The organism is Bacteroides sp. f07, from assembly GCF_042854785.1.
GTDB lineage: Bacteria > Bacteroidota > Bacteroidia > Bacteroidales > Bacteroidaceae > Bacteroides.
In genome coordinates this window covers 716,829-735,948 of record NZ_BAABXI010000001.1, presented here as the reverse complement: position 1 = coordinate 735,948, position 19,120 = coordinate 716,829, and the positions used below count along the sequence as shown (strand labels likewise).

The following is a 19,120-nucleotide window of genomic DNA, read 5'->3' as shown; positions in this document are numbered from 1 at the left end:
GACACTAAAACACAAACTTGCCACTCAAAAAATCTTCCTATATTTCCCTTGCTCTATTCGGCATAGCTTGCCATCTTTGATAAAGGCTTCTATCCACTTGTTTGCAGTACTTCCATTTTCGCCCAAAGATGAAACCTGTGCATCATAATCCTTCTTTGTGAAAGTATCGGGTAGCATATTATAAAGGGCATTCCTTCGTGCATAAACACCGGTCTCTTGCGAAGCGAAATTGAATCGTTTGGACTGATTTCCTGACAAATTCTGATAAATGAATACGGCATGATAAAGTAAGGTTTCGCAAATATTCATGGCTGTAGAATAGTCAAACTCATGGCAGACCAGTTGCTCTGTCTTGTCATGTGAGGAAGAATTGCGATGTACATTCTCCAAATGCCGGACAGCTGTCAACACCATCATTATACGATAAGCAATCAGTCCCATCCGTCTGACTACTCCTTGCATCTTGTTATCCACTTCGTCACAACACTCTTCATTCACACGGCTGAGGTATTCTATAAAGTGTTCCTGTAAATCGGAGGGAAGGGAGAATGAATAATTTCCCTGTCGTACAAATTCCTCATGCAGATGGCAGAATTTATCTCCCAATAGTCTGAACTTGGCATTCTTGGATTGGGAAATGTCGCTTGTGGCAAACACATTTCTTATACCTCGCTTGAAGCGAATGATATAAAAGCAAAAGCGACTCATCAACCCGTTCTCCGCATCAGGTATCAACCTTCTTACCTGTTCGGGAGTTCCAGCCAAAACTACAGAAACTCTCGGATTAGCTACTTCACAATACTCCCTATCCTTACGACGGCTCAAACTTACCAACTCATGATGGAATGCCTTTCGCAACACATCGGAATAATTGCCATAGTCCGACTTCAATGTTTGGCTTAACGTGTCGCCCTCCGATTCAAACAACAGTCCGATTCCGTCATTATCTCCCAATATCTTCAAGAAAGAGCTTGCGCTGCTATTGGCTGGAATGACAAGCATACGCATGGGCGGCTCGGCAGGCATAGTCATTCCATCAGTTTTCTTACCTTTGATATAAGTGCTCATCGCTTCTTTGTATTCCTGTTCCATCTGCTTTGAAAGTTCATGCAAATTACGGTTAATGGGAGCTACCAATTCCCGGCATAAGGTCAATGCCCCTTTTCCCATACCTGCATCTGCCACAACAAACAGATATAGATTCGGATAAACAATGCGTTCATCGTACACACCACAAACATTATAAAAGCAAACCGACAAACACACAATCGCCCCAATCAGTATCGTATCACGGTCATCTACTGAAATGGAGTTATTGACAACCTCATTTAGAAAAGGAGGAAGATGCTCAAATACACATTCAGGAAATGCAGGAAGTTCTTCTTCTGATTTTATCCATTTGCCCGTTTTGCCATTTTGGATATTTGGCAAAATGGATAAATGCTCTTTGTTGGATGGAGCCAATGAAATTCCAGCTTGATTTGCCAAATGGAAGAAAGAACGGATAGTAATGCCTTGCCCTTTGGATTGCAAACAATGCGTATATTGTTTATCTGTTTCTTCCCTTTGATAGGTAGGGTAAAATCTGCTGATGCGATGATAATACTCCCGTCCGTTCTCTCCCAATCCATCAACAAGCGCAAAACCCAACTCCATCCAATCTTTATAATTGGGTGCTATATCAATGCCACGTTGTTCTATCTCCCGAACAACACTTTCTACATCGTCTTTAACCTTATTACATATAGGGACAATATCAGGCGTATGTGTTTGCAGTATTTCAGAAGGGACATTCTCCCAATCTTGGACGGAAAATATTTTCTTCGACATCATCTTTGTATTTAGGGTTAATATATGCTTGTGGGTCGTATGATAGAAAGCAAGAACGAGCCACATCACTGCCGGACATATCCACTGATGGCAAACCTGTTGTTTTGATACAGTTGGCGACAGCCTTGAAGTACCGGGAATGTTCCCATCCTTTCAAGTCAACAGGTATTATCCACTTCAATCCGCTACCGGATGGACTAACAAATAACAGTTCCGTATCGAAATATTCATGATTGAGCAATTGCTGTTTTAACTCCACGATATTCTCCACATGGTCGAAATCCAAACACATCAATCCTGAGTGCATAATCAGTTCCTTTTCATTCCGTTTGCGGAATAATCCCGAAAAAGTACAATAGTCGAAATGGGTGGCTTTGTATCTTTTGGATTCGGGAGAAGGTAGCATCGAACGCAGGGATGCGGTTTGTGGTTGCGCATAATGCCCGATGACATAGCGATACACATCCACAATGCCTACCGCCCTTATCGGTTCGATGTTTTGAATGGGCTTGCGAAAGAACGAAAAGCAATAATCTGTCGTTCCCATCATCTGATAATCTTTTTAGATTCGACAAATCGTCTGGCTTCTTCCATTAAGTCATCTTGGGTTTTGTGCGATTTGTTCTTCAACCAATCGTCAATCTCCGATTGCAGGAAAGCCAAAGCCTTATTTATTTTATGTACGGGAATCTGTTTGGTAGATACCCATCCATAAACTGTCTGTTTGGCTGGATGTGATGGCAGATAAGCACAAAGTTCGTCTATATCCATCCACTTGGGTGAATTACTTGCCTGCTTATGCTGCAAGGCATTTACTTTGGATTGTAGTGCTTCTACGGACTCAATCAGGTAGGACAACGCATTTGGCATTTCCTCCAATGAATTTACTTTATAAGCCATTTTTTCTTCGTATTAAAGTTAATGCCGCAAAAGTATAGGGATGTTTATGAGTGCTAAATAGGTGCTTGAAAGCCACCAATTAGCCACTTATTTGCCACCGATAGATTTAGTTTTCATTAACACAATGATTTGCTGAAAAAGAAAATAAAATAGGGATAAACCACTATTAGGACTAATACCCTCTTCACGGAGAACGTCTATACAACAAAATCCCCCTCAAAAAGCCGATGCTTCATGAGGGGAATACGGTGGTAAGTGTGTCGTTGATATTATATAAGTCGTTGGTGCTCAATGGTGGAAGTCTCCACTATAACCTATAAACCCAAATTTTCTATATGCAGCGTATTGGCGGCTTTCTCTTTTTGTTCGTTTACGATATGCGTATAAATCTGCGTGGTTTTGACATTTGTATGTCCCATTAAAGACTTGATAGTGTATATGTCAACACCATTTTCCAACAATAGCGAAGCGTAGCTATGCCTCCCGCAATGGAAGGTGATATGTTTCTTGATGCCGGATGCTTCTATCCAAGCTTTCAAAGGACGGGAAATCCAAGAGGCATCTGTCAATCCCTCAAAAACGAGCACTTCATCATTACTTGGGCGTTCACCACATAGCTGAAGGGCTTGTTGGATGACTGGCTTATAATCGGGTCGTTTTGTTTTTTGCTGAATCACAATCGCTTGCCATGTACCTTTGCTTGTCTGTTGAATCTGCTGCCACTTCAATGACTGAATATCGCTATGTCGCAATCCTGTAAGGATAGAAAACAAGAACGCACGTTTCAAAACATCATCTTTACAAGGAGTATCAACCAACATTTGCACTTCATTCATAGTAAGTGCAACACGAGGTGTCTCTATGTTTGTTATTCCTTTTACTTTTGCGCTGATGTCAACCGTCAGATATTCATCAACGAACGCCTGTTTCAATCCGGCTTTGAGGATGGAGAAATAGGTGGAAGCTGTATTCTGTGAAATAGTCCCTTTCTTATTGCCTCCCATCGGGGCACGTAACATGAACATTTTGATGTCTTCAAGTAGTTTTACGGAAATCGTCTTAAACGGAATCGGGTTGCCTTGCGAATAGATTTTCAATAATTCTCCCACACGAGTCCAATTGACTATTATTGAATTAGAGCTATTGGGATGCCGTTTACTGATGATGCCATTGAAGTATTTGATAAAGTCCTGTTCGCTTCGTTCATTTTGTGCAGCGATTTCGTTTTCCTTATCAGTGTAGAGGACGGCACTGTCATATTCGTGCTGGCGTAACTTACGCACATTGTCGGCATAGATACAAGCCTCTTGGTCTATCGTTGAACGGCATTGGATAATTCCATTCAAATCACGTTTAGGCTTATAGTTGAATGTTCCATCCGGCAAAATACGTGCAATGGACGACTTATCCCAAACAGGTGTGGATATAATCCGGTTAATAGATTCCACCACACGGCTTGCCCGTTTAGAACCTCTCTTGTAAACTGGGTACGACTCTATAATCAGATACCACTCTTCTTTATAATTCGACCTTCTGAGTTTGACGGTCACTTTGGTATGGGGTAATGCTTTCTTCATTCTACTTCTGATTTATATAGATTATCAATTTCTTGTTTGGGTACATACACATAGTTTCCTATTTGTCTTGAGGGGATGGAGTATTTTCTGACGTGCGCCCATACTGAACTATCATTAATATGATATTTCTCACAAATCTCTGTAATGGTATAACAATCCTCCGGCTCTAAGCTATATGTTTTAGGAACAGGCTTTTCTTTTTCTGCAATACTTTCCTGCCTGTTTAGAAAAAGCCTTTCCATTTCGGAGCGTTTGATTCGTGTGAGTCTTGTACCCATGTTGATTACAGGAATACGTCCTAATTTGATTAGACGATAGAGGGTACTGCGTTCCACCCCGAACATAGCTACCGCTTCCTTTACAGAAATATACTCTCTGATGTCTGATACTTGTCGGGCAATGGCTTCTAACTTTGCGTTTCTATCCTTTGCGTCCTTTTTGCGTTTCCAAGCCACTTTGCCACATTTAGGAGAACAGTAATGGCTGTCGAGTGTTTTTGCGACAAATACTTTGCCGCAGACCTTGCACTTCCTTTTGATTTCAAATCCGATTGTTGGCATATCATCTACTTTTAAGTGTGTATTAGTATGTATAAGTGTGATTAAGTCCCACATTATCTACTTTTTTGTCTTGTCGCAAACATGTCGCAAATAAGAGATAAAAAAGCCCATAGAAAACGCATAGCAACCATGAACCCTATAAATACAAAAGCGTGCAACTCATTGAGCTGCACGCTTTTGCTTATTGTTTATTATCTGTTTCCTTATCGGAATCATTTGACCTCCTCAAAGTCAGCATCCTGAACGTTATCACCATGCTTGCTGTTATCTTGCTGACCAGCACCACCATTCATATCAGGACCAGCCTGTGCACCACCTTGAGCACCGCTTTGTGCATACATTTCAGCACTTGCAGCTTGGAAAGCAGTATTTACTTCTGCCATAGCAGCATCAATAGCAGCCAAATCCTGAGCCTTGTGAGCGTCTTTCAGTTTCTGCAGAGCAGCTTCAATCGGAGCTTTCTTGTCAGCAGGCAACTTGTCACCTAATTCCTTCAACTGATTTTCAGTCTGGAAGATTACGCTGTCAGCCTGGTTTAACTTATCAATCTTTTCACGTTCTCTCTTGTCAGCTTCGGCATTAGCTTCAGCTTCAGCCTTCATCTTTTCGATTTCTTCCTTGCTCAAACCGCTGGAAGCCTCGATACGGATGGCTTGTTCCTTACCGGTAGCCTTATCTTTTGCAGATACCTTCAAGATACCGTTAGCGTCAATATCGAAGGTAACCTCAATCTGAGGAACACCACGACGAGCCGGAGCAATACCTGTCAAGTTGAACTGACCGATTGATTTATTCTGTGCAGCCATCGGACGTTCACCCTGCAATACATGGATAGTAACTTCCGTCTGATTGTCGGCAGCAGTAGAGAATGTTTCACTCTTACGAGCCGGAATTGTAGTGTTAGCATCAATCAACTTAGTCATTACGCCACCCAGCGTTTCGATACCCATTGACAGCGGAGTAACATCCAACAATACTACACCCTTGATTTCGTCTGTCAAAACAGCACCCTGTACAGCAGCACCGATAGCTACTACCTCATCCGGATTCACACCCTTAGAAGGAGCCTTACCGAAGAAATCTTCTACCAACTTCTGTACAGCAGGGATACGTGAAGAACCACCAACAAGAATCACTTCGTCAATATCAGCGTTGTTCAAACCAGCATCGCTCATAGCTTTCTTACATGGCTCAAGACAAGCCTGAATCAAATTGTGAGCCAGAGATTCGAATTTAGCACGAGTCAAAGTCTTCACCAAGTGCTTGGGCACACCGTTTACCGGCATGATATACGGCAAGTTGATTTCTGTACTTGTAGAAGAAGAAAGTTCAATCTTAGCCTTTTCAGCAGCTTCTTTCAGACGTTGCAAAGCCATCGGATCCTGAGTCAGGTCGGCACCTTCGTCATTCTTAAATTCCTCTACCAGCCAGTTGATGATTACCTGGTCGAAGTCGTCACCACCAAGGTGAGTATCACCGTTTGTAGAAAGCACTTCGAATACACCGCCACCGAATTCGAGGATAGAAATATCAAATGTACCGCCACCAAGGTCGAATACGGCAATCTTCATGTCTTTGTGAGCCTTATCCAGACCGTAAGCAAGAGCAGCGGCTGTCGGTTCGTTCACAATACGTTTTACTTCCAGACCGGCAATCTGTCCGGCTTCTTTAGTAGCCTGACGCTGAGAGTCAGAGAAATATGCAGGAACGGTGATGACAGCCTCTGTCACTTCCTGTCCCAGGTAATCTTCTGCAGTCTTCTTCATCTTCTGAAGAATCATTGCAGAAATTTCCTGCGGAGTATACAAACGTCCGTCAATGTCAACACGCGGGGTGTTGTTGTCACCTTTCACTACTTTATAAGGAACACGAGTAACTTCTTTCTGAACCTGATCCCAATTTTCACCCATGAAACGTTTGATAGAGAAAATTGTACGTGTCGGGTTAGTAATAGCCTGACGTTTAGCAGGGTCACCCACCTTACGTTCGCCGCCGTCTACGAAAGCGACAACAGAAGGAGTAGTACGTTTACCTTCACTGTTTGCAATTACCACCGGTTCGTTACCTTCAAATACAGAAACACAAGAGTTCGTTGTTCCTAAGTCAATACCAATAATTTTTCCCATGATCGTTATTTTTTTATTTATTATTATTCAATGATTTCTTTTTGTCCGGCTGTTTCTCGGCCTCTTCTGCGAAGCTTCGTCCCGAACGGACGCTTATCAAAAAGCAAACCGTGTGCCAAAAAGAAATTATACGAATGCATGACATAATATCTGCCAAAACGACAGTTTTAATAAACCTTCTTGCCATGATAGCCATAAAGAAAGTTATTCAATGACTGACACTAAAAACAAATATCATCTATTCTGGTTCAATAAAGAAAATTAATTCTTAACTTTGTGATATTGCATTATGAAACAACAAACTATTTATTAATATCGGAATTATACATAAAATCAATCAATGACATCAACATGAAAAATCTATTATGTCTACTTGCATTACTACTATGCACTACCGTATTTGCACAACCTCAACAACTTATTGTAGGAGTTTCCGGCAATGGCTATGTAACCCGACAGCAAGATGGTGCGCGAATAACACAAAAAGGAGTTGAACACTGGACAAATCCTAAAAGTATCGTTAGCATTTACTTCTATTTACATCAACCGACAACAGCCGATTTGTCACTGTATGCCAAAGGGCATTCCGAAATCAAAGTCAGTTATGGAAAGAAGAACTTCAAAGTCAATCTGCAATCGGATGATTTCACCAAAGTTCCTGTAGGAAATATCGATATACGCCAAGCAGGGTATGTTCGTATCGACTTGCAAGGAGTCTCTAAAAATGGCGAGAGTTTCGGAGAAATTAAGCAATTGATAGCAGACAATGTTACAGGCAAGAGTAATTATGTGAAAGACTTCTCAGACTATTGGGGGCGTCGCGGTCCATCCGTTCATTTGGGATATACGCTGCCTGAAGGTGACACTGAATGGTTCTACAACGAAATCACAGTACCCAAAGAAGGGGAAACAATGCACAGCTATTACATGACAGCCGGCTTCGGTGAAGGTTATTTCGGAATGCAATATAACTCTCCGACAGAACGCCGTATTCTCTTCTCTGTATGGAGTCCTTTTGATACACAAAATCCCAAAGAGATTCCGGATGACCAAAAGATTAAACTATTACGCCAAGGCAAAGATGTGCATATCGGAGAGTTTGGCAACGAAGGCTCAGGCGGACAAAGTTATTTGAAATATCCTTGGAAAGCCGGTAATACATACAAATTTCTGATGCAAATCAGACCGGACGGAAAGGGTAATACAACCTATACTGCCTATTTCTATGCAACAGATGAGAAAGAATGGAAATTAATAGCTAGTTTCTTACGCCCCAATACCAATACATGGTATAAACGTCCTCACAGCTTCCTTGAAAATTTCAGCCCGGAACAAGGATATTTGTCACGTGAAGTTTTCTTCGGCAACCAATGGGCACGCAGCAAAGAAGGTAAATGGTCCCGACTCACTGACGCTACCTTTACACACGATGCAACAGCTAGCGCCCAAGTCCGTCTCGACTATCAGGGCGGTAATACCAAAGACAATCGGTTTTATCTGAAAATGGGAGGATTCTTTAACAAATCCGTTCCGATGGGAACAAAGTTCTATTGCAAGCCAACAGGCAAAGAGCCGGAAATTGATTGGGAAGCATTGAAGCAATTGTAACAGTCTGCTTCCACTGTTAGATATAAAGTTTTAAAAACTAAAAATCGGCCTCACTGTAACAGACAGCAGTGAGGCCGATTTCATAAATATCAGGCTTTATTGAAACAGCCTTTCCTATTCCTTATAATTATTACTTTTTCTCTAATACAATAACCAATGCATTATTGGCATCATATAGCCCAATGCCACCGCCTGCCAATACATCGAATGACTTTACTTCATTCAACGCTTTCAGAATCTTGCCTTCCGTCTCCATGTCAGGACAAGCCATCATTGTAGTTGCCACTCCCGGGAAGGAAATCGTTCTGGCATTGCTTGTACTGATTTCAAAACCTCCGTTAATCAAGTTACATCCGGCATTACCATGAATAGATTTCTTGTTCACATCAAAAGCGATGAACGGTTGTTTTTCCATTCCCGAAGGAATCGCTTCACCATTCGCTTCCTTAATTTTCCATTCTCCATTCAACACCGAAAGTTTCACATCAGCCTCCTTCTTTTCAAGAACAACAACCGGGCGTTTGGAAGCATTGCAGAGATACATCTTCTCCTTACCTGCTTTCTTATATCCCTTTACTTGTGCAAGAGCACTCAATACATTCTTTTCGGTAGTCATATCCGGACACATCATCCGGGTACTGGCCATGGCACCTAGTTCCAAGCTTCCCGGTTTCGCATTTACATCGAACGTGCCCATCATACGGTTACATCCGCTACTACCGGACACACGACCGGTAGCCGTATCAAATGCAATAAACGGAAGGGTTCTACTTTCGCCCGGAGCAACTTTCGAGCCATTAACTTCTATAATATTCCACTCACCATTAATAGATGACAGAGGGATTGCCTTCTCAACCGAACGGCATGATGACATTGCAAGTGCTGCACCGGCAATGCAAATTGAAACTAATACTTTCTTCATATTGTTATAACGTTTAAGTTAAATTGGAGACAAAGATATTAAAAAGATTGGGAAATAACATCCAATACAATATAAAATATATACATTTGCCATTGAATGTACAACAAACGAACAATTTACATAGTTCACAAAAAGTAAATAAATATGAGAACAATCGCTCTCTCTCTGATTTTATTCTGCTGCGGTACGTCTCATATCGCAGCACAAAACGACTACATTGTCACCACACCTTCCACACAAGAAATTCCCGTAAGTGAAGAAGAGCAGTTTATCAGAAACAACTTTCCGTTGCAACCTCTGTGCAAATGGACATCCGGAATGAAATTCATGTTTGCTCCATCCTCACGGGATATGTTCATGCCTACCCTCTCCAAATACAACACTGACAAGGGAGTGGACAACAGTTTATTGAAATACAAAATCCTCACCTTCACCGGAACTGAAGAGAAATCCCAAAACCTGTCAAGCACCACGAACTATTCCACCCGTTTCCTATTTGAGTGTGAAGGAGAAAAGTATTATTATGATATAAAGAATATGCGTCTGGATGAAATCTGCGAAAAAGCTCCCCGTACATATATTAACGGATTAGTCTGCCTGAAAGATATAGATACCGCGAAGAATCTGTTGACAGGAAAAACAATTTATATACAGTCCGAAAACGTCCGGGTGGACGACGCCAACAGCTATTCCGGTTATCGGGACGTAGCCATTCCCGTCAATACTGAAGCGACAATCACCGCTATCGGAGCCGGCAGCCAGAGATACCCTGTAAAAATCATATTTAAAGATACGCAAGGACATTCTTATTATATCGAAGTCGCCCTCTCACGAACCAACTCGGGCATGGACTTGAATGACTTCCAGGGTGAAAAGAGAATGAAGTATTTTTCAAACGCAATCAGCTTCACGAACAAAAGTTCAGACAACATCGAAGGACTGAAAAACAAATATACAGGACACACCGTTTATCCTAAAAAGATACTGGTAGCCAAAAGAATCGTATCCCTTGAAGGTAAACAGAGCGAATCGCGTGTCCACTTACCCCGATATACGGTTCTGGAGATAAAAGAAGTGAAACCGGCTTCTCCCGGCAGTTTGGCAGTCCTGCTATTGGAAGACAAAAGTGGAAGTATCTATGAAGTGGAAACCGACTTGAAATATGATGTTATCATCAAAAATGATAATTACATCGAAGACCTTTTCGGATTTGAAGATATACAGAAGAAATATCCGGGCATTACCGGGAAACGTTGGCAGATTATTTCCCGGGGTGAGTTGGAAGCAGGTATGAGTACCGATGAATGCCGCCTGTCTATTGGTGACCCGGTGGAAATCGAACTGAAAAAAGATAATCGTTTTGAAACTTGGTTCTATAATGGCCAAACGCTGGAATTTGAGAACGGTACCTTACGACGATACAAATAAAAAGGAGTAACTACGAATGATTATCTGAAAATAATCACGTATATTTGCTCCATAAACAATTCTAATATTCTTAATTTTAATTCGCAATTTAAAGAAATGGGTAGAGTTCTTATTATTGGTGCAGGCGGTGTTGGCACTGTCGTTGCGCACAAAGTGGCACAAAATGCCGATGTATTTACAGATATTATGATTGCCAGCCGTACAAAAGAGAAATGCGACAGAATCGTCGAGGCGATAGGTAATCCCAATATAAAGACAGCTAAGGTCGATGCAGACAATGTGGAAGAACTGGTAGCCTTATTCAACGATTTCAAACCGGAAATGGTGATAAACGTTGCTCTTCCCTACCAAGACCTGACCATCATGGAAGCTTGTCTGAAAGCCGGAGTGAACTATCTGGACACCGCCAATTATGAGCCGAAAGATGAAGCTCACTTTGAGTACAGTTGGCAGTGGGCCTATCATGAACGTTTCAAAGAAGCCGGGCTGACAGCTATTCTTGGTTGTGGATTCGACCCGGGAGTAAGCGGCATCTATACAGCTTATGCAGCCAAACATTATTTTGACGAAATTCAATATTTGGATATTGTAGACTGTAATGCCGGAAACCATCATAAAGCATTTGCAACAAACTTCAATCCTGAAATCAATATCCGCGAAATCACTCAGAACGGACGTTATTACGAAGACGGCAAATGGATAACCACCGGTCCGCTGGAAATCCATAAAGACCTCACGTATCCGAATATCGGTCCCCGTGACTCCTATCTTCTTTATCACGAAGAACTGGAATCGTTGGTGAAAAACTTCCCGACTATCAAACGTGCGCGTTTCTGGATGACTTTCGGACAGGAATATTTAACCCACTTACGTGTCATTCAGAATATCGGTATGGCGCGTATTGACGAGGTTGACTACAACGGAGTAAAGATTGTTCCCCTGCAATTCCTGAAAGCCGTACTGCCTAATCCGCAGGATTTGGGTGAGAATTATGAGGGCGAAACATCTATCGGCTGCCGTATCCGTGGTCTGAAAGACGGAAAAGAACGCACTTACTATGTTTACAATAATTGCAGTCATCAGGAAGCATACAAGGAAACAGGCATGCAAGGAGTAAGCTACACCACCGGAGTTCCGGCAATGATCGGAGCTATGATGTTCTTCAAAGGAGAATGGAAACGTCCGGGTGTAAACAATGTAGAAGAGTTCAACCCGGATCCGTTTATGGAACAACTGAACAAGCAAGGTCTGCCTTGGCATGAAGTGATTGATCAGGATCTAGAGCTGTAAAACATCAATTCAGTAGAAATAAAGTTATGATTAACATTGGAGATAAAGCACCGGAAGTCTTGGGTATCAATGAAAAAGGCGAAGAAATCCGTCTGAGTGCTTACAAAGGAAGAAAAGTTGTGCTGTATTTCTATCCGAAAGACAGCACATCCGGTTGTACCGCACAGGCGTGCAATCTGCGCGATAATTATTCGGACCTGCGCAAAGCCGGTTACGAAGTAATCGGTGTGAGTGTAGACAATGAAAAGTCGCATCAGAAATTTATCGAAAAGAACAATCTTCCGTTCACGCTGATTGCCGATACAGATAAGAAATTGGTAGAAGAATTTGGCGTGTGGGGAGAAAAGAAACTGTACGGACGTGCATATATGGGTACTTTCCGCACTACTTTCCTTATTAACGAAGAAGGAATCGTAGAACGGATTATCACTCCGAAAGAAGTGAAAACCAAAGAACACGCCTCACAGATTTTAAATCAATAAATCCATTAATTATAAGAATAAGGTATGGCAAAGAAAGACGAACTTAATTTTGAAACAGATAATAAAATGGCATCAAGCGAAAAATTAAAAGCCTTACAGGCTGCCATGGAAAAGATAGAAAAGAGCTTCGGTAAAGGTTCTATCATGAAAATGGGTGACGATAGTGTTGAACAGGTAGAAGTGATCCCGACAGGCTCTATAGCCTTGAACGTGGCACTTGGCGTAGGTGGTTACCCGAGAGGTAGAATAATCGAAATATATGGTCCGGAATCTTCCGGTAAAACGACACTGGCTATTCATGCCATTGCCGAAGCACAAAAGGCAGGCGGTATCGCTGCTTTCATTGATGCCGAGCACGCTTTCGACCGTTTCTACGCTTCCAAACTGGGCGTAAACATTGACGAATTGTATATCTCTCAACCAGATAACGGTGAGCAGGCATTGGAAATTGCAGAACAACTGATCCGTTCTTCCGCTATTGACATCATCGTTATCGACTCTGTTGCCGCATTGACTCCCAAAGCGGAAATCGAAGGTGACATGGGCGACAACAAAGTAGGTCTTCAGGCACGTCTGATGTCGCAGGCATTACGTAAGTTAACCGGTACAGTCAGCAAGACGCGTACTACCTGTATCTTCATCAACCAGCTTCGTGAAAAAATCGGTGTTATGTTTGGTAGTCCGGAAACAACCACAGGCGGTAATGCACTGAAGTTTTACGCTTCCGTACGTATAGACATTCGTGGTAGCCAACCAATCAAGGATGGTGAAGAAATTCTGGGCAAACTGACAAAAGTAAAAGTTGTTAAGAATAAAGTTGCTCCTCCTTTCCGTAGAGCAGAATTCGACATCATGTTTGGTGAAGGCATCTCTCACTCAGGAGAAATCATTGACTTGGGTGCAGACTTGGGAGTCATCAAGAAAAGCGGCTCGTGGTATAGCTACAATGACACTAAATTAGGACAAGGACGCGATGCTGCAAAACAATGTATAGCTGACAATCCAGAACTTGCAGAAGAACTGGAAGGCTTGATTTTCGAAGCATTGAAGAAAAAAGAATGACAGACCTCTGTCTCTTTAAAATAGAATAGTACTTATAAAAGGTGGGAGAATATTCGTGTAATGCGATATTCTCCCACCTTTCCTATATCTATTATTTGTGATTCTTCCCTATACGAAATAAATATAAGCCAGCGTACTCAAACTAATCACTACCCAAAGCAAAACTCCCTGAAGTAACGGCTTAATCCCGACCGCTTTCAACACATCAATAGAAAGAGAAGCACCGATAAAGAACATAGTAATCGTCAATGTCTTACGGGCGATTCCGTTGATGGCAGCTCCTAACTGCGGCACTCCGTCAAGCAAGTAAGTATTTACCACCATTGCCAATACGAAAAAGAAGATAAACCAGGGAATACTGATTTTCTGTCCCTTACTCTTAAAGATAAATGAAGTAGCAAAAGCCATAGGTATTATCCAAAGCGCGCGAGTCAGTTTGATAGTAGTCGCTATTTTCAAGGCTTCTTCACCATAGGCGGCACCTGCACCGACAACCGAACTCGTATCGTGAATGGCAATCGCCGCCCATGTTCCGAATTGCTGCTGATCCATATTCAAGGCATGACCAATCATCGGAAAGATAAAGAGTGCGATTGCGTTCAGGATAAAAATAGTGCCCAGCGCAACAGACATCTCACTATCTTTCGCTTTCAGCACCGGCCCTACGGCTGCAATGGCACTACCACCACAGATAGCAGTTCCCGAACTGATAAGATAAGCGGTATTCCGGTCTATCTTAAACAGCTTACGACCGATAAACCAACCAATCACCAACGTACCAATAACAGATATTACAGTAAACTCCATGCCTTCCTTACCGGAAGCCAAAGCCGAATGAAGATTCATACCGAATCCCAACCCGACAACTGAATATTGTAATAAATACTTAGAGGTTTTCTTATTAAATTTCGGATGTGCCTGTCCGCAGGTCAATGCAAAAATTAGTCCGAGAAATAAAGCAACCGGTGGAGTCACCCATGCCGACCATGCTTCCAATCCCGGAATATAATCTAAAAAGAGAAAAAAAGTCAAAGTAGAAAGTAACGCGACGTAAATTGTCTTGTTATTCGTCTGCAACGTTTTTGTAGCTGTTGAAATCATATAATTTTATCTTTAATTGTTTTCGGGGTGCAAAGGTACGGGAAACAATCAAGACACACCAATAGTTTCTAATTATGCATTATAACTTTTAGTTATAGATAATCTACTTCAGACTATTTTCATACAGTTACAATATCCTTTCCAAAAGGAGACAACGCCAATGAAGCCAGTTTAAAATGCTGTAAACCAAATGGAATCCCAATAATAGTTATACACAAAATCGCCCCAAAGACCAAATGTGACAAACAAATCCAAATGCCACCCACGAATATCCATATCACATTCATCAGTATATAAAGGCAACCGTTGGAACGACTTCCGCTTCTCACTTCTTTACCAAAAGGGCACAAAGCAAGTCCTGCCAACTTCAGCGTTTGCATCCCAAAGGGAATACCGATAATAGTAATCATCATTAATATACTTGAAATAAGGTATTCTACTGCCGTAAAAATACCGCCAAGCAACAGCCATAAAAGATTCATCAAACAACCCATAACAATAACATTTTATTATTTATCCAACATTCTTTTTGTCATCTCATCCGTTTTGCCCTGATAGTATTGTTCTATCACCTGCTGAAACAAACCGTCCGGAGCAACCTCATTAAAGAGCGTCATACACGAAAGTACCTTCATCGCATCCAACGCGCCGAAAACATCCTGCGCCGTCTTACCTTTCAATTTCAGAAAAGCCGATGTTATTTCTCTTAGTCTTTCACCCAGAATCGGATGCGCCAGATATGCTTCGGCCTCTTCCTTACCACTGATTCCATAATACTGTGAATTATAACTCATTCCCAACCCTTTCAGTTGAGGAAATATATACCAAATCCAATGAGAATGCTTCCGCCCGTTTCTTACTTCTGCAAGGGCACGCTCATAGTCGCCTTGTTGGGCGTCAAGAAATCGCTGCAAGTTATAATCTACCATATCATAATTTTATCTTAAAGATTATCAGTTACTTGTTCTCTAACATTATCATCCATTTCCAAATGGGAATTACCTCTATTGTAAAACCATCCTGCTCAACTGTGCGTTCCTCATTACGAGTCACAATTTGCAACTTCTCCGCTTTTAAGAATTTTGCCGTTTTCAAAAGCCCATTCATTTCACGGGTAAAAGTTTGAGTATCAGAAATATTATATGAAGCTTGAACAAGCCATTTCTGATCAGGAATATAAAAATCAACTTCTACATTCTGATTATAGAAATATAGTTCTTTTCCAAAAATTCTATATAAAGAGACAGCTACTAAATTCTCCAACAACAAAGTTTCCGGATTAAAGATGAACAGATTCAAAATACCATTGTCTATAAAATAATATTTCCGGTTACTCTCTCTTTCGGCAAAACGAGCAGCATAATTTTCAACACTGAATATCAGCCAAGTTTCTTCCAAATATCTCACATAGTCAATAACAGTTCGTACTCCCACGCTCTCTCCCGCTGAAGATACAATATTTTTAAGTCGATTGTAAGAAGAGGGTTGCATAACACTTTCCGCAAGTTTCTTCACCAACAAACTCATCGAATCCGAATTACGTAGTGCATAACGAGCTACCAAATCACCAAAGAATATTTTCTGATAAAGTCCACTCAACCAAGAACGTTTATCTTTAAATGCTATCAATTCCGGAAATCCTCCATTATAAAAATAAGCATCAAAAGTGCGTACCACTTCATTACGCAAACTTGGAGTATAAAGCCAGTTTGCCGTTAATCTTATATCCTGCGAAAGAAGGAACTCACGAAAAGAAAACGGATATACTTCCTGGATAAGAAAACGCCCGCCTAATGTCGTAGCAATTTCACTACTCAACATTTTCGCATTACTTCCAGTCACATATACACGATATTTTTTATCTACCAACCGACGAACGAACTTTTCCCACCCGTCTACAACTTGTATCTCATCCAGAAAGAAGATAGGCTGATAGGAAAAGGTCTCTTCATAAGCCAATTTTATATCGTCCAACTCTTCTGATTTCAAGCCGATAAAACGTTCATCCTCAAAATTGATATAAAGTATTTCTTCTATCTTATGCCCTTTCTTCAGAAGTTGGTGTATCCGCTGATACATCAAATAGGATTTTCCAGCCCGGCGAATACCTAAAAACACATAATTACCCGCATCCTCAAAAGTAAAAGGACGTTCCATAAATGTTATATCCTTCACAAACTCTTGATTTTCACCTATTATATGCCTTATTTGTTCCTTATTCATATCTGATATTATTTTGTATATGAAACACAAATATAGCATTTTTGTTTCATATACAAAACAAAATACACATCTATTTATTTCAGATAGAGGGATTGATTATGAATTATTTACTATTTTCTCTGTCGTTTCATCTGTCTTATCCTGATTATAGGTCTATCACTTGTTGAAACAGATCACCCGGCACGACTTCGTTAAAAATGCGTCATACATAAAAGAACTTCCATTGCCATCCCAAGAACCAAAAACATTCTGTGCCGTCTTACCCTTTAATTGCAAAAAGACCGATGTTATTTCACGAAGTCTTTTTACCCCAAATTGGATGCGCAAGATATGCTTCAGCCTCTTCTTTTCCGCTGATTCCGTAATACTGCGAACTATAGCTCATTCCCAATCCTTTCAGTTGAAGAAATATATACCAAATCCAATGAGAATATTTCCGCCTGTTTCTCACTTCATTTGGTTTCGTATATTAAACAAAATATGCAGCGATTTATTTTAATATGATTGATGTCACTTTTGAAAATAATACATATTCGCATCATCGAATACAACTTCATAACCATACAAATCGGTCAGTACCTGCGGCTTACCCTTAAACTGTATAGAACCGTAATCGCGTGGAATTGTTTTTGTCAGCTTTACTTGTTTAAGATAATTCTGTGAAAAGCTACGATTATCTTTAGGATAATTTATAAGCTTATCATTATCCGAATTGACAGGCATCACAGGTTCTAAAGGATAAAATGATAAAATTGAGCCTTTAATAATCCGAATAGAACTTTTACCCGAACACCCTTTAAATCCATTTAAAGAGCAAACTATTTCCTTGCAGAACAAGAAACTACTATCACCTCCATTGTATCTTATCAAAGCTTCTATTAACAAAGATGAAAATACAGGGTCACTCAGATTCATTTTTTTACAAAGTGGACTATATGCATCATAATATTCGGGGGCGTTCTTAAACAATAGTTGCATAACTTCTGGCCAATAGCTGATTTTTATGATCGCTTCACCCTCTTTGTTTGTCGAATAAGTGTCAGCAGGAATCTCATATTGATAATAATCACACAAATATTTATACCGATCACCTATACGCGGAAAAATTTCTTTATCAACATATTTTATGCATCCCGGATTAAGTCTATTGCCCCTGAAAGAATATATAAATGTTCCACTACCATCACACATTAGCATATATTTTTGCGGTCCCAACTTTTGAGCAAAAATGCTATATCGATCTGTCACAAAATAACAAGAAAACGGTTTTTGCAGAACGCCATATTTTGTAGTACTAACTATTTGCCCATACTGATTCTTTTTTGTTTCAGGCTCAGTTTTTATTATAAGTATAGTTGCAGGAGGAGTTTTCATATATTCATATAATATATCTTTTCCCTCCAACTCTGAAAGATTGGGCTGTGCATAAACTTTAAGGCAACCTACCAGCAATATGGTAAATATGAAAATCTTCTTCATAAATCAACAATTATTTAAGATTATATTTTTAGACGTACTGTTACATTTTATGCCCTTCTGACATATTCTCCTTAGTCTTCATTTTCCAATTCCGAAAAAGACTGAATCAAACTACTTTTAGGCATATCGTTTCTTTTCTTCGTATTAATCAATGAAAATTCCCGTTTGAGCTGTTGAGCGATGCAACTATTAACGTATTTCAAATCACCTGTAGAAGCCACACAATCTAAATAAGCCTTCATCAAAGCCTTGTCTGATTGAACATACAAAAAGAATAAATCAGTAATCCCATTCCTAAACTCTTTCTTGAACTCGGGGAGAGCTTTCTTCATAAAATCTGTAATATTATCCATAACAATTTAAAAAATTGTGCTCGCAGATTCCCAAACAATAAAGAACAAGCTGCCCGAAGCTCATTATCATATATCCCATAGTAGTACAATTCAGCCTATCATATCTCCTATTACTCCTCCCCCAGTCTATTAACAAATAACTTCCTCTTTATTACTGATAAACTTCTTTTTATCAAATA

At 40.5% G+C, this 19,120-nt stretch carries 18 protein-coding genes and 1 pseudogene; 5 read left to right on the top strand and 14 right to left on the bottom strand.

Features of this window, described 5'->3' with window-relative positions; genetic code table 11:
- Nucleotides 1-24 precede the first annotated feature (24 nt).
- From ACGHVY_RS03075 to dnaK, 6 genes are all read right to left on the bottom strand, one after another.
- Nucleotides 25-1,830 carry a DUF3987 domain-containing protein gene (locus tag ACGHVY_RS03075; RefSeq protein WP_390597048.1) on the bottom strand — a complete coding sequence of 602 codons (1,806 nt, stop codon included), beginning with the start codon at nucleotides 1,828-1,830 and terminating at the stop codon, nucleotides 25-27.
- Entirely contained in the window at nucleotides 1,781-2,380 is a 600-nt protein-coding gene (locus ACGHVY_RS03070; RefSeq protein ID WP_390597046.1) for a BT4734/BF3469 family protein, read from the bottom strand. Before ACGHVY_RS03070 ends, ACGHVY_RS03075 begins: the two co-directional genes overlap by 50 nt.
- Nucleotides 2,377-2,730 carry a methylation-associated defense system helix-turn-helix domain-containing protein MAD1 gene (gene mads1 / locus ACGHVY_RS03065; RefSeq protein ID WP_004290508.1) on the bottom strand — a complete coding sequence of 118 codons (354 nt, stop codon included), beginning with the start codon at nucleotides 2,728-2,730 and terminating at the stop codon, nucleotides 2,377-2,379. The genes ACGHVY_RS03070 and mads1 overlap by 4 nt, the downstream gene beginning before the upstream one ends.
- Before the next feature lie 314 nt (nucleotides 2,731-3,044).
- Nucleotides 3,045-4,307 carry a site-specific integrase gene (locus ACGHVY_RS03060; protein WP_195504196.1) on the bottom strand — a complete coding sequence of 421 codons (1,263 nt, stop codon included), beginning with the start codon at nucleotides 4,305-4,307 and terminating at the stop codon, nucleotides 3,045-3,047.
- Nucleotides 4,304-4,867, bottom strand: a complete 564-nt coding sequence (locus ACGHVY_RS03055) for a helix-turn-helix domain-containing protein (RefSeq protein ID WP_117932466.1) — start codon at nucleotides 4,865-4,867, stop codon at nucleotides 4,304-4,306. Before ACGHVY_RS03055 ends, ACGHVY_RS03060 begins: the two co-directional genes overlap by 4 nt.
- 212 nt (nucleotides 4,868-5,079) lie before the next feature.
- Nucleotides 5,080-6,993 (bottom strand): molecular chaperone DnaK, encoded by a 1,914-nt coding sequence (gene dnaK, locus ACGHVY_RS03050; protein ID WP_390597043.1) that lies wholly within the window; start codon nucleotides 6,991-6,993, stop codon nucleotides 5,080-5,082.
- Between the two features lie 351 nt (nucleotides 6,994-7,344).
- Here dnaK and ACGHVY_RS03045 point away from each other — a divergent pair, with 351 nt between their 5' ends.
- Nucleotides 7,345-8,601 carry a DUF3472 domain-containing protein gene (locus ACGHVY_RS03045; protein ID WP_390597041.1) on the top strand — a complete coding sequence of 419 codons (1,257 nt, stop codon included), beginning with the start codon at nucleotides 7,345-7,347 and terminating at the stop codon, nucleotides 8,599-8,601.
- Nucleotides 8,602-8,731: 130 nt separating this feature from the next.
- On the opposite strand, the gene ACGHVY_RS03040 is transcribed toward ACGHVY_RS03045, so the two are convergent.
- Nucleotides 8,732-9,523, bottom strand: a complete 792-nt coding sequence (locus ACGHVY_RS03040) for an META domain-containing protein (RefSeq protein WP_390597039.1) — start codon at nucleotides 9,521-9,523, stop codon at nucleotides 8,732-8,734.
- 144 nt (nucleotides 9,524-9,667) lie between these two features.
- Here ACGHVY_RS03040 and ACGHVY_RS03035 point away from each other — a divergent pair, with 144 nt between their 5' ends.
- From ACGHVY_RS03035 to recA, 4 genes are all read left to right on the top strand, one after another.
- Nucleotides 9,668-10,951 (top strand): hypothetical protein, encoded by a 1,284-nt coding sequence (locus tag ACGHVY_RS03035; protein ID WP_390597037.1) that lies wholly within the window; start codon nucleotides 9,668-9,670, stop codon nucleotides 10,949-10,951.
- A 96-nt stretch (nucleotides 10,952-11,047) separates the two neighbouring features.
- Entirely contained in the window at nucleotides 11,048-12,241 is a 1,194-nt protein-coding gene (locus tag ACGHVY_RS03030) for a saccharopine dehydrogenase family protein (protein WP_308746392.1), read from the top strand.
- Nucleotides 12,242-12,267: 26 nt separating this feature from the next.
- Entirely contained in the window at nucleotides 12,268-12,723 is a 456-nt protein-coding gene (gene bcp / locus ACGHVY_RS03025; RefSeq protein ID WP_308746391.1) for a thioredoxin-dependent thiol peroxidase, read from the top strand.
- A 24-nt stretch (nucleotides 12,724-12,747) separates the two neighbouring features.
- Nucleotides 12,748-13,785 carry a recombinase RecA gene (gene recA, locus ACGHVY_RS03020; protein ID WP_308746390.1) on the top strand — a complete coding sequence of 346 codons (1,038 nt, stop codon included), beginning with the start codon at nucleotides 12,748-12,750 and terminating at the stop codon, nucleotides 13,783-13,785.
- 108 nt (nucleotides 13,786-13,893) lie between these two features.
- On the opposite strand, the gene ACGHVY_RS03015 is transcribed toward recA, so the two are convergent.
- The 7 genes and pseudogenes from ACGHVY_RS03015 to ACGHVY_RS02985 all read right to left on the bottom strand — a co-directional run bounded on the left by ACGHVY_RS03015 (nucleotide 13,894) and on the right by ACGHVY_RS02985 (nucleotide 18,941).
- Complete coding sequence (locus tag ACGHVY_RS03015) at nucleotides 13,894-14,886, bottom strand: putative sulfate exporter family transporter (protein WP_308746389.1); 993 nt, start codon at nucleotides 14,884-14,886, stop codon at nucleotides 13,894-13,896.
- 119 nt (nucleotides 14,887-15,005) lie between these two features.
- On the bottom strand, nucleotides 15,006-15,380 hold the full coding sequence (locus tag ACGHVY_RS03010; RefSeq protein ID WP_390597034.1) for a YccF domain-containing protein: 375 nt from the start codon (nucleotides 15,378-15,380) through the stop codon (nucleotides 15,006-15,008).
- Between the two features lie 15 nt (nucleotides 15,381-15,395).
- Entirely contained in the window at nucleotides 15,396-15,815 is a 420-nt protein-coding gene (locus tag ACGHVY_RS03005; protein WP_390597032.1) for a DUF1810 domain-containing protein, read from the bottom strand.
- A gap of 28 nt (nucleotides 15,816-15,843) precedes the next feature.
- A complete protein-coding gene (locus ACGHVY_RS03000) occupies nucleotides 15,844-17,109 on the bottom strand; it encodes an ATP-binding protein (protein WP_390597030.1) in 1,266 nt (421 codons plus the stop codon).
- A 96-nt stretch (nucleotides 17,110-17,205) separates the two neighbouring features.
- Nucleotides 17,206-17,563 (bottom strand): annotated as a pseudogene (locus tag ACGHVY_RS02995) (DUF1810 domain-containing protein); the annotation flags it as partial.
- A 56-nt stretch (nucleotides 17,564-17,619) separates the two neighbouring features.
- Complete coding sequence (locus ACGHVY_RS02990; protein ID WP_390597028.1) at nucleotides 17,620-18,588, bottom strand: hypothetical protein; 969 nt, start codon at nucleotides 18,586-18,588, stop codon at nucleotides 17,620-17,622.
- Nucleotides 18,589-18,659: 71 nt separating this feature from the next.
- A complete protein-coding gene (locus ACGHVY_RS02985; protein WP_390597026.1) occupies nucleotides 18,660-18,941 on the bottom strand; it encodes a hypothetical protein in 282 nt (93 codons plus the stop codon).
- Between the last annotated feature and the right edge of the window lie 179 nt (nucleotides 18,942-19,120).

Coding starts and splice junctions, on each gene's coding strand:
- ACGHVY_RS03075 (WP_390597048.1), bottom strand. CDS start 1,830: ATGTCGAAGAAAATATTTTCCGTCCAAGATTGGGAGAATGTCCCTTCT.
- ACGHVY_RS03070 (WP_390597046.1), bottom strand. CDS start 2,380: ATGATGGGAACGACAGATTATTGCTTTTCGTTCTTTCGCAAGCCCATT.
- mads1 (WP_004290508.1), bottom strand. CDS start 2,730: ATGGCTTATAAAGTAAATTCATTGGAGGAAATGCCAAATGCGTTGTCC.
- ACGHVY_RS03060 (WP_195504196.1), bottom strand. CDS start 4,307: ATGAAGAAAGCATTACCCCATACCAAAGTGACCGTCAAACTCAGAAGG.
- ACGHVY_RS03055 (WP_117932466.1), bottom strand. CDS start 4,867: ATGCCAACAATCGGATTTGAAATCAAAAGGAAGTGCAAGGTCTGCGGC.
- dnaK (WP_390597043.1), bottom strand. CDS start 6,993: ATGGGAAAAATTATTGGTATTGACTTAGGAACAACGAACTCTTGTGTT.
- ACGHVY_RS03045 (WP_390597041.1), top strand. CDS start 7,345: ATGAAAAATCTATTATGTCTACTTGCATTACTACTATGCACTACCGTA.
- ACGHVY_RS03040 (WP_390597039.1), bottom strand. CDS start 9,523: ATGAAGAAAGTATTAGTTTCAATTTGCATTGCCGGTGCAGCACTTGCA.
- ACGHVY_RS03035 (WP_390597037.1), top strand. CDS start 9,668: ATGAGAACAATCGCTCTCTCTCTGATTTTATTCTGCTGCGGTACGTCT.
- ACGHVY_RS03030 (WP_308746392.1), top strand. CDS start 11,048: ATGGGTAGAGTTCTTATTATTGGTGCAGGCGGTGTTGGCACTGTCGTT.
- bcp (WP_308746391.1), top strand. CDS start 12,268: ATGATTAACATTGGAGATAAAGCACCGGAAGTCTTGGGTATCAATGAA.
- recA (WP_308746390.1), top strand. CDS start 12,748: ATGGCAAAGAAAGACGAACTTAATTTTGAAACAGATAATAAAATGGCA.
- ACGHVY_RS03015 (WP_308746389.1), bottom strand. CDS start 14,886: ATGATTTCAACAGCTACAAAAACGTTGCAGACGAATAACAAGACAATT.
- ACGHVY_RS03010 (WP_390597034.1), bottom strand. CDS start 15,380: ATGGGTTGTTTGATGAATCTTTTATGGCTGTTGCTTGGCGGTATTTTT.
- ACGHVY_RS03005 (WP_390597032.1), bottom strand. CDS start 15,815: ATGGTAGATTATAACTTGCAGCGATTTCTTGACGCCCAACAAGGCGAC.
- ACGHVY_RS03000 (WP_390597030.1), bottom strand. CDS start 17,109: ATGAATAAGGAACAAATAAGGCATATAATAGGTGAAAATCAAGAGTTT.
- ACGHVY_RS02990 (WP_390597028.1), bottom strand. CDS start 18,588: ATGAAGAAGATTTTCATATTTACCATATTGCTGGTAGGTTGCCTTAAA.
- ACGHVY_RS02985 (WP_390597026.1), bottom strand. CDS start 18,941: ATGGATAATATTACAGATTTTATGAAGAAAGCTCTCCCCGAGTTCAAG.